This window comes from Haloactinopolyspora alba, assembly GCF_003014555.1.
Lineage (GTDB): Bacteria > Actinomycetota > Actinomycetes > Jiangellales > Jiangellaceae > Haloactinopolyspora > Haloactinopolyspora alba.
In genome coordinates this window covers 138,254-145,404 of record NZ_PYGE01000013.1, presented here as the reverse complement: position 1 = coordinate 145,404, position 7,151 = coordinate 138,254, and the positions used below count along the sequence as shown (strand labels likewise).

The window sequence follows — 7,151 nt, the reverse complement described above, 5'->3', positions numbered from 1 at the left end:
TGCTCGTCGCGTTCGGCGGCGGTGACCGAGGTGGTGGTGCGGACGTCGATGCCGCGGTCGGTGAAGCTGTCGGCCAGCCCGTCACCGGCGAACGGTTCGAAGCGGCCGAGCAGCCGTGGACCGCGCTCGATGATGGTGACGTTACTGCCGAGGTCGGAGTAGGCGCTGGCCATCTCGGACGCGGCGACGCCGCCGCCGAGAACGACGAGCCGGCGGGGGATCTCGGAGGCGGTGGTGGCCTCACGGCTGGTCCACGGCTGGACCTGGTCGAAGCCGTCGACGTCGGGAACCGCGGGCTCGGAGCCGGTGCAGACCGCGACGGCGTGACGCGCCGTCAGGGTGGTGCTCTGCCCGTCGGTACCGGTGACCGAGACCTGTCTGGTCCCGGACACGCGTGCGTGCCCTCGCACCAGGTCCACCGGGACACTGGCCAGCCATTCGGCCTGCCCCTGATCGTCGTGGTCGGCCCAGGTGTCGCGCCGTGCCTGCACCGCCTTGGCGTCCACCTTGCCGGCGACGGCTTGCCGGGCCCCGTCCACCTGCTGCGCCGCCCGCAGCGCCTCGGGTGGACGCAGCAGTGCCTTGCTCGGTATGCAGGCCCAGTGCGAGCAGTCACCGCCAACGAGGCCGGACTCCACGATGACCGCCGACAGCCCGCCCTGGACCGCACGCGCAGCGACGTTCTCACCGGTGGATCCGGCTCCGATCACGATCACGTCGTAGGTTCCGTCCGGCATGTGCTGTCTCCTCGTCGGTATGTCGCGGGCTGGGAGGCGAACTCACTCGCCGAGTTCGCGCATGACGGTATCGGCGAAGGCGTCCCAGTCGGTCCCGGGGTCGTGGTCCTTCCGCGCGTCACGTAGGGCCGCGCGCAGATCTTCCGCCTTGACGTCACCCGCGCGACCCCGCCCGTGGCCCGATCCGAGCAACTGTCCTGCCTGACCGGCGTAGCTTCCGTGTTCGCGTGGGTAGTCGCCGAGGCCCTCGCGGTAGCACCAGACGATGTCGTTCGCCTCGCCTTGCAGCCCGTCGCCGCGATTCATGCTCTGGCTCTCCGGCCGGTACGTCTCGCCGGGAAGGTCGCGTCCGCTCGGCATCCGGATCCCGAACTGTTCGCGAGTCCGTTCCTCCACCGCTTCTGTCAGATCCTCGCCCAGGTCGAGGGAGTCGAGTAGGCGGTCCTGCACGTACCGCGTGAGCATCTGCTCAGCCCGTTCAGCCTGGCCGGACCTCAACAGCCCGTGCGCTCGTCCACGGATCCGGCGTTGCTCTCGCAGGAGCGTGCGCTCGAAGCTCTCGATCTCGGCCGTGACGGGCCGGAGGAACGTCTCCGGGTTCTCGCAGGTGTGATACATCAGCCGCTTGAACGTCCGGGTGGCGTACCGGGTCGCCTCCTGTGGTGCGTAGTCGGCCGCCAGATGCGTGGACGCGGTGTCGCTGGTGAGGTAGCGGTGTTGCTTGAACTCCGGCGGGACGTCGTCGGCACCCAGGTAGACGGGCACGTACGGTGTCGTCACCGCACCGGTGACCGCGGTCCACAGCACGCGCAGCTCGGAGTGCTTCACATCCCGTAACTGCGCCACCTGGCCGTAGCCGGACCGGTCGTGCGACCACCGTGGGTCGCGGACGTAGGCGAGCATGTCCTCGAGCGACACCGGCGCGAGTTCCTCGGACAGCTCCCTTTCGAGGACCGCCTGCACGTTGTTTCCCCAGGGGTGGGTTTCGGTGATCTGCCGGTCGTTCGGCTGCCAGCCCGCGTAGACCTCCTGCGGGTCGAACACGTCGCTGGCCCCCGGATCGAACCAGCCCTGTTCGACGGCGAAGTCGACGAAGTTGTCCGAGGCCAGGTACTCGTCCGGGTGGTTCTGGAAGTCCACCGGGAACGGCTCGAGATAGCCCGGATAGGAGACGCGGGCCTCGTCCGGTCCGAGCCGCTCGGCCGCCCACAGTCCCTGGTTGCCGCCGTAGTTGACCAGCACCCAGCCTTCGTTCTCGTCGGCGAACAGGTGTGAGTTGCCGCCGTAGCTGGAGTAGCCGTACTCGTCGATCAGCCCGCCGACGATCTGGACGGCCTCGCGTGCGGTCGTCGCGCGTTCCATGGCGATGCGGGACAGGTCACTGTAGTTCGGCCCGGTCTGCGGCTGCTCGGTGAAGGCCAGCAACCGGTCGCTCGTGGGCGACCAGATGTCGCGGGCGGCGACGCCGTGCTCGTTCAGCCCGCCGTTGGTCAGCGGCGCCGGGAAGCCGGCGAACTCCGAGTAGTGCGACGTGATGTACCGGTTCGTCTCCCGCGCCTGCGGGATCTCGGTCAGCTCGCCGGGCATGCGCGCCTCGCCGGTGATGCCGACGGTGGTGGTGGCGTCCTCGGGGAACGTGCGTGACGGCACGATCTCCAGCCAATGGCTCGACGGCTCGTGGCCGAAGCCGCCGAGCAGGACCGAGCCGTCCTCGGTGAGGTTGCTGCCCACGTAGAAGCCGATGCTCTTGGTCGGGATCTGCGCCGGTGTCTGCCGGTCGTGTTTTGCGGGGGTAGCCGCCGGGCGTTCGCCCGGATGGTCAGCCGCGGCGGTCAGCGGCAGCGCGAGCGACACCGCCGCGCCCACAGTGAGTAGTTGACGAAGCTCGTTCCGGAGCCGGATCTGAGCCATGACGCCGACACCCTTTCTCTTCTCGTGAGCACTCTGCGACGCACCACGGCACGTCGAGAGGCACGCCCGTCGTTGTCCATGCGCCTTTACCCGCAATTCGGCCGTCGAAGCGGTACGGAATGCGGCTCATGTGCGCTTCGTTCAGTCGGTGCCGGGATTGATGCCGGGATTGATGCCGGGATCGGTGCCGGTGTGTGGGATGATGTCGCAGAGGCCGCCGCAGTCGGCCGGGTCGAGTTCCCGCGCGCGGCGGGCCAACTCGAGCAGCCGGCCGCGGGTCTGCTCCAGTTCGGCGATGCGACGCTCGACCTCGGTGAGCCGCTGGTCGACGAACTGCTCGACGTGGCTGCACGGGGTCGTACCGCCGTCGCGGATGCTCAGGATCTGGCCGATCTGACGAAGGGTCAGCCCGGCTGTCTGTGCGGCGCGGATGAACTGGACACGGTCGACGGTGCCGCGGTCGTAGTCGCGGTATCCGGACGGTGTCCGCCCCGGGTCGGGCAGGAGCCCTTCGTCCTCGTAGAACCGCAGCGTCTTCGTGCTGACCTCTGTCTGCTGCGCCAACTCGCCGATCCGCATGGGGCGCTCCCTCGGCTTGACCTTCCAGTGCGCTGGAATCTCTATCGTCGCACTCATGACGGCAACGGACGACCTCGCGGTGATCGGCTCCGGTGGTGCGGCGTTCGCGGCGGCGATCGCGGCGCGGCGCAAGAACCGCAGCGTGGTGATGGTCGAGCGCGACACCGTGGGCGGCACGTGTGTCAACACCGGTTGTGTGCCGTCCAAGGCGTTGCTGGCGGCCGCGGACGCTCGGCGGGTCGCCCTCGAAGCGCGGTTCCCGGGCATCGACTCGAGCGCCGGCGAGGTGGACGTCGCCGCGCTGATCAGCGACAAGACCGAACTCGTGGAGCAGTTGCGTGCGGACAAGTACGTCGACCTGGCGGCCGAGTACGGCTGGCGGGTTGTATCGGGAACCGCCCGGTTCGTTCCCGGGCCGGCCCTGGAGGTGGCGCTCGCCGATGGCGGCCGGGAACGGGTCGAGGCCGAGCAGTACGTCGTCGCCACCGGCTCGGCTCCGGCGGTGCCACCGGTCGAGGGCCTGGACGAGGCCGGGTACCTGACCTCGACGACAGCGATGGAGCTCGACGCACTACCGGCCTCGATGATCGTGGTCGGTGGCAACGCCGTCGGCCTGGAGCAGGCGCAGCTGTTCGCCCGGCTCGGTGTCAGCGTGGCGGTCGTCGAGGCACTGGATCGGCTCGCGCCGTTCGAGGAGCCCGAGGTTTCCGCCGCCGTCGCCGGGGTGTTCGCCGACGAGGGAATCTCGGTGCATGCCTGTACTGCGGTCACGGCGGTGCGCCGGGACGACACCGGTTACGTCGTCACCGGCGAGTGCGGTGGGCACACCGTCGAACTGCGGGCTGAGCAGCTGCTCGTGGCCACCGGGCGCCACCCCGTCACCGACGGGCTCGGCCTGGAGGCGGTCGGCGTCGAGACCGGACCGCGCGGCGAGATCGTCGTCGACGAACAACTCCGCACGACGAACCACCGCATCTGGGCCGCCGGCGACGTCACCGGCCACCCTCAGTTCGTCTACGTGGCCGCGGCGCACGGCAGTCTCGCCACCGACAACGCGCTCGACGGAGCCGCACGCGCGCTGGACTACCGGCACCTGCCACGAGTGACCTTCACCAGCCCTGCCTCAGCCTCCGTCGGGCTCACCGACGCCGAGGCGGTCGAGCAGGGACACGCCTGCACCTGCCGCGTCCTGCCGCTTCAGTACGTGCCCCGCGCCCTGGTCAACCGGGACACCCGCGGCGTCATCAAGCTCGTCGCCGAAACCGGCACCGGCCGGCTGCTGGGCGCCCACGTCGTCGCCGAGGGCGCCGGGGACGTGATCGCCGCCGCGGGCTACGCGCTGGCCAACCGGATGACGGTTGATCAGATGGCCGAGATGTGGAGCCCGTACCTGACCATGGCCGAAGGCCTCAAGCTGGCCGCCCAGGCCTTCGCCCGCGACGTCACCAAGCTGTCCTGCTGCGCCGCCTGACCCGGCGCCGGATCTCCTGGAGGAAACAGTCATGACCAGTGCCGACGATCGCATAACGAGGTTCAACGCCGAGTTCGGCATCACCCTCATGAACGACTCGCAGGCAGCGCTTCCGCCGCCGCTGCGTGATCTGCACCGGACCGTGCTGACCGCGTTCGTGAACACCGGGGAGGCGCCGAGCACGAATTGGGTGAGCGAGCAGGCGGCTCGGTTCGGACTCGACCCGGACCAGGCACTCGGAGCCCTCGACCGGGCGGACCTCGTGCACACCGCCGACGGCGCCGTCACCGTCGCCTACCCGTTCTCCGGCGTGCCGACGCCGCACCGTGTACAGCTGGACGACGGTGCCACCAGTTGGGCCATGTGCGCCGGCGACTCTCTGGGGATTCCGTTGATGGCCGGCCGCGATGCCACCATCTCCAGCGCCGATCCGCACACCGGCGAAGGGATCCACATTCAGTGCCGCGACGGCGCGTTCACGTGGCAACCCGACAGCACGGTCGTGCTCGTCGGCGCCACGACGGGGTGCGGCACCGCCGCCGAAGCGGCCTGCGGGCACGTCAACTTCTTTGCCGACCCGGTCAACGCCGAGGCGTACCTGCGGGCGCACCCGGCGGTGACGGGCGAGATCTACGATCAATCCGACGCCGTCGAGATGGGGCGGTTCATCTTCGGCCCGCTGCTCGATCGCTGAGCCGGTGCGATGTGGCCTTCAGGAGCTGCCGCGGATCATCAGGTCGAGGCCGAGCTCGAACTGCGCGTCCGGGTCGGACTGTCCACAGAAGACGTCCGCGACGCCGGCGAGGTCGTCGGGGGTACCCGGGCGCAACAGGTCACGCACGGACGGAACGCACCCGGGGCAACCGAGGCCCCAGCTGAGGTAGGCGAGCGCGTGGCCGAGAGCGTACGACGTGAGGGTGCGCAACAGCTCGTAAGCGCGATCTTCGGCGACGCCGCTGTCGACGGCCGCGGTGATGTGTGCCCGGACGGCGCGTAGGGCGGGAATGGGCATGACCTGCCGGGCGGTGATCAGCGGTGCCGCGTTCGGGTGCTGGTGGAGGACGTCGCGCAGCGCGTGCGCGAACTGGCGGTAGCCGCGGTGCCAGTCCGGGTCGGGCGGCGCGGCGTCCTCGACCTCGGTCCAGAGCGTCTCCACCACGCCGTCGAGGACGTCGTCCTTGCCGGCGACGTGGTTGTACAGCGACATGCCCTTGACGCCCAGCTCGGCACCGAGCTTGTGCATGCTCAGCGACTCCAGGCCGTGCTCGTCGACGTAGTTCAGCGCGGCGCGCAGGATCCGGTCCCGGGTCAGGGGTGCGCGTCCGGTGTCCGTTGCCGCTCGTGTCGTCGCCATGGTTGACAACTTACACCATAAGTTCTAGCGTCGCCGAACATGGGCTTACGGCATAAGTGAGGAGCCGTCATGGAAGCGGTACTGACCGAGAATCCGGCGTCGGCGGGCACCGCGCCCGGCGCGGCGATCGAGCTGTCCGGACTCGGAAAGGCCTACGGACGCGGCGAGCACGCGTTCGCGGCAGTCCGCGAGACGACACTGTCGGTGCCCTGGGGGCAGGTGATCGGCTTGCTCGGCCCGAACGGCGCGGGCAAGACCACCACGATCAAGATGATCTGCGGCCTGATCACGCCGAGTACGGGGTCGATCACGTTGGGCGGTTACGACGTGGCGCGACAGCGCAGTCACGCCGTCCGCCAGATCGGCGCGGTGCTGGAAGGGTCCCGCAACGTGTACTGGCCGATGTCGGCGTGGGAGAACCTGATGTACTTCGGGCGACTCAAAGGCCTGCGCGGATCGGAGGTCCGCCCGCGCGCACGCCGGCTGTTGACCGATCTTGGGCTGTGGGAGCGCCGGCACGAGACTGTCGGCTCGTACTCCCGGGGGATGCAGCAGAAGGTGGCGGTGGCGGCCGCTCTGATCACCGACCCACCGATCATCCTGCTGGACGAGCCCACGCTGGGCCTGGACGTCGAGGCGGCGCGCACCGTGAAGGACTGGATCGCGCATCTGGCCGCGGACGACGGCAAGACCGTCGTGTTGACCACGCACCAGCTCGAGGTGGCTCAAGAGCTGTCCGACCGGATCGCGGTGATCAAGGAGGGCGAGATCATCGCGGATCTGCCCACCACCGAACTGCTGGCCCGGCACGCCGAGAACCGATACGAGATACGCGTCGCCGGGTCGCTGGACGGGAACGTCGGCGGATTGCCCGCGGGGGCGCGGGTCGAACCGGACGGCTCCGGGACCCGGGTGCTCTTGCCGGACGCCGACAGCGCCACCGTGTACGCGGTCCTCGATCAGCTCGCGGCGGCGGACCAGCAGCTCGTGTCGGTGGCGCAGGCACGGCCGAGCTTGGAGGCGGTCTTCATCCGCCTCCTGCACCACGCAGGTGCGGCGCCGACGCCGGAGGCCGGAGGGGAGGGGACGACGCCGTGAC

At 69.7% G+C, this 7,151-nt stretch carries 7 protein-coding genes; 3 read left to right on the top strand and 4 right to left on the bottom strand.

Going from position 1 to position 7,151, the window contains the following annotated elements; genetic code table 11:
• The 3 genes from CLV30_RS17460 to CLV30_RS17450 all read right to left on the bottom strand — a co-directional run.
• Positions 1-737, bottom strand: a 737-nt coding sequence (locus CLV30_RS17460) for an FAD-dependent oxidoreductase (RefSeq protein WP_146154798.1), incomplete at its 3' end; no start/stop codon positions are given.
• Between the two features lie 42 nt (positions 738-779).
• On the bottom strand, positions 780-2,648 hold the full coding sequence (locus CLV30_RS17455) for a C69 family dipeptidase (protein WP_106538498.1): 1,869 nt from the start codon (positions 2,646-2,648) through the stop codon (positions 780-782).
• A gap of 141 nt (positions 2,649-2,789) precedes the next feature.
• Positions 2,790-3,227, bottom strand: a complete 438-nt coding sequence (locus CLV30_RS17450) for a heavy metal-responsive transcriptional regulator (protein ID WP_106538497.1) — start codon at positions 3,225-3,227, stop codon at positions 2,790-2,792.
• 55 nt (positions 3,228-3,282) lie between these two features.
• Between CLV30_RS17450 and merA the strand changes: the two genes are divergently transcribed.
• Both merA and CLV30_RS17440 read left to right on the top strand, forming a co-directional pair.
• Entirely contained in the window at positions 3,283-4,698 is a 1,416-nt protein-coding gene (gene merA / locus CLV30_RS17445; RefSeq protein WP_106538496.1) for a mercury(II) reductase, read from the top strand.
• Between the two features lie 31 nt (positions 4,699-4,729).
• Positions 4,730-5,392 (top strand): alkylmercury lyase family protein, encoded by a 663-nt coding sequence (locus tag CLV30_RS17440; RefSeq protein WP_106538495.1) that lies wholly within the window; start codon positions 4,730-4,732, stop codon positions 5,390-5,392.
• 18 nt (positions 5,393-5,410) lie between these two features.
• Here CLV30_RS17440 and CLV30_RS17435 read toward each other — a convergent pair whose 3' ends face one another.
• The gene (locus tag CLV30_RS17435; RefSeq protein WP_106538494.1) at positions 5,411-6,052 is read right to left on the bottom strand and encodes a TetR/AcrR family transcriptional regulator; all 642 of its coding nucleotides are present in this window, start codon (positions 6,050-6,052) and stop codon (positions 5,411-5,413) included.
• A gap of 69 nt (positions 6,053-6,121) precedes the next feature.
• On the opposite strand from CLV30_RS17435, the gene CLV30_RS17430 reads away from it, so the two are divergent.
• A complete protein-coding gene (locus tag CLV30_RS17430) occupies positions 6,122-7,150 on the top strand; it encodes an ABC transporter ATP-binding protein (protein WP_106538493.1) in 1,029 nt (342 codons plus the stop codon).
• Position 7,151 lies beyond the last annotated feature (1 nt).

Bases quoted from the DNA above. Each gene is read 5' to 3' on its own strand.
- CLV30_RS17455 (WP_106538498.1), bottom strand. From the start codon at position 2,648: ATGGCTCAGATCCGGCTCCGGAACGAGCTTCGTCAACTACTCACTGTG.
- CLV30_RS17450 (WP_106538497.1), bottom strand. From the start codon at position 3,227: ATGCGGATCGGCGAGTTGGCGCAGCAGACAGAGGTCAGCACGAAGACG.
- merA (WP_106538496.1), top strand. From the start codon at position 3,283: ATGACGGCAACGGACGACCTCGCGGTGATCGGCTCCGGTGGTGCGGCG.
- CLV30_RS17440 (WP_106538495.1), top strand. From the start codon at position 4,730: ATGACCAGTGCCGACGATCGCATAACGAGGTTCAACGCCGAGTTCGGC.
- CLV30_RS17435 (WP_106538494.1), bottom strand. From the start codon at position 6,052: ATGGCGACGACACGAGCGGCAACGGACACCGGACGCGCACCCCTGACC.
- CLV30_RS17430 (WP_106538493.1), top strand. From the start codon at position 6,122: ATGGAAGCGGTACTGACCGAGAATCCGGCGTCGGCGGGCACCGCGCCC.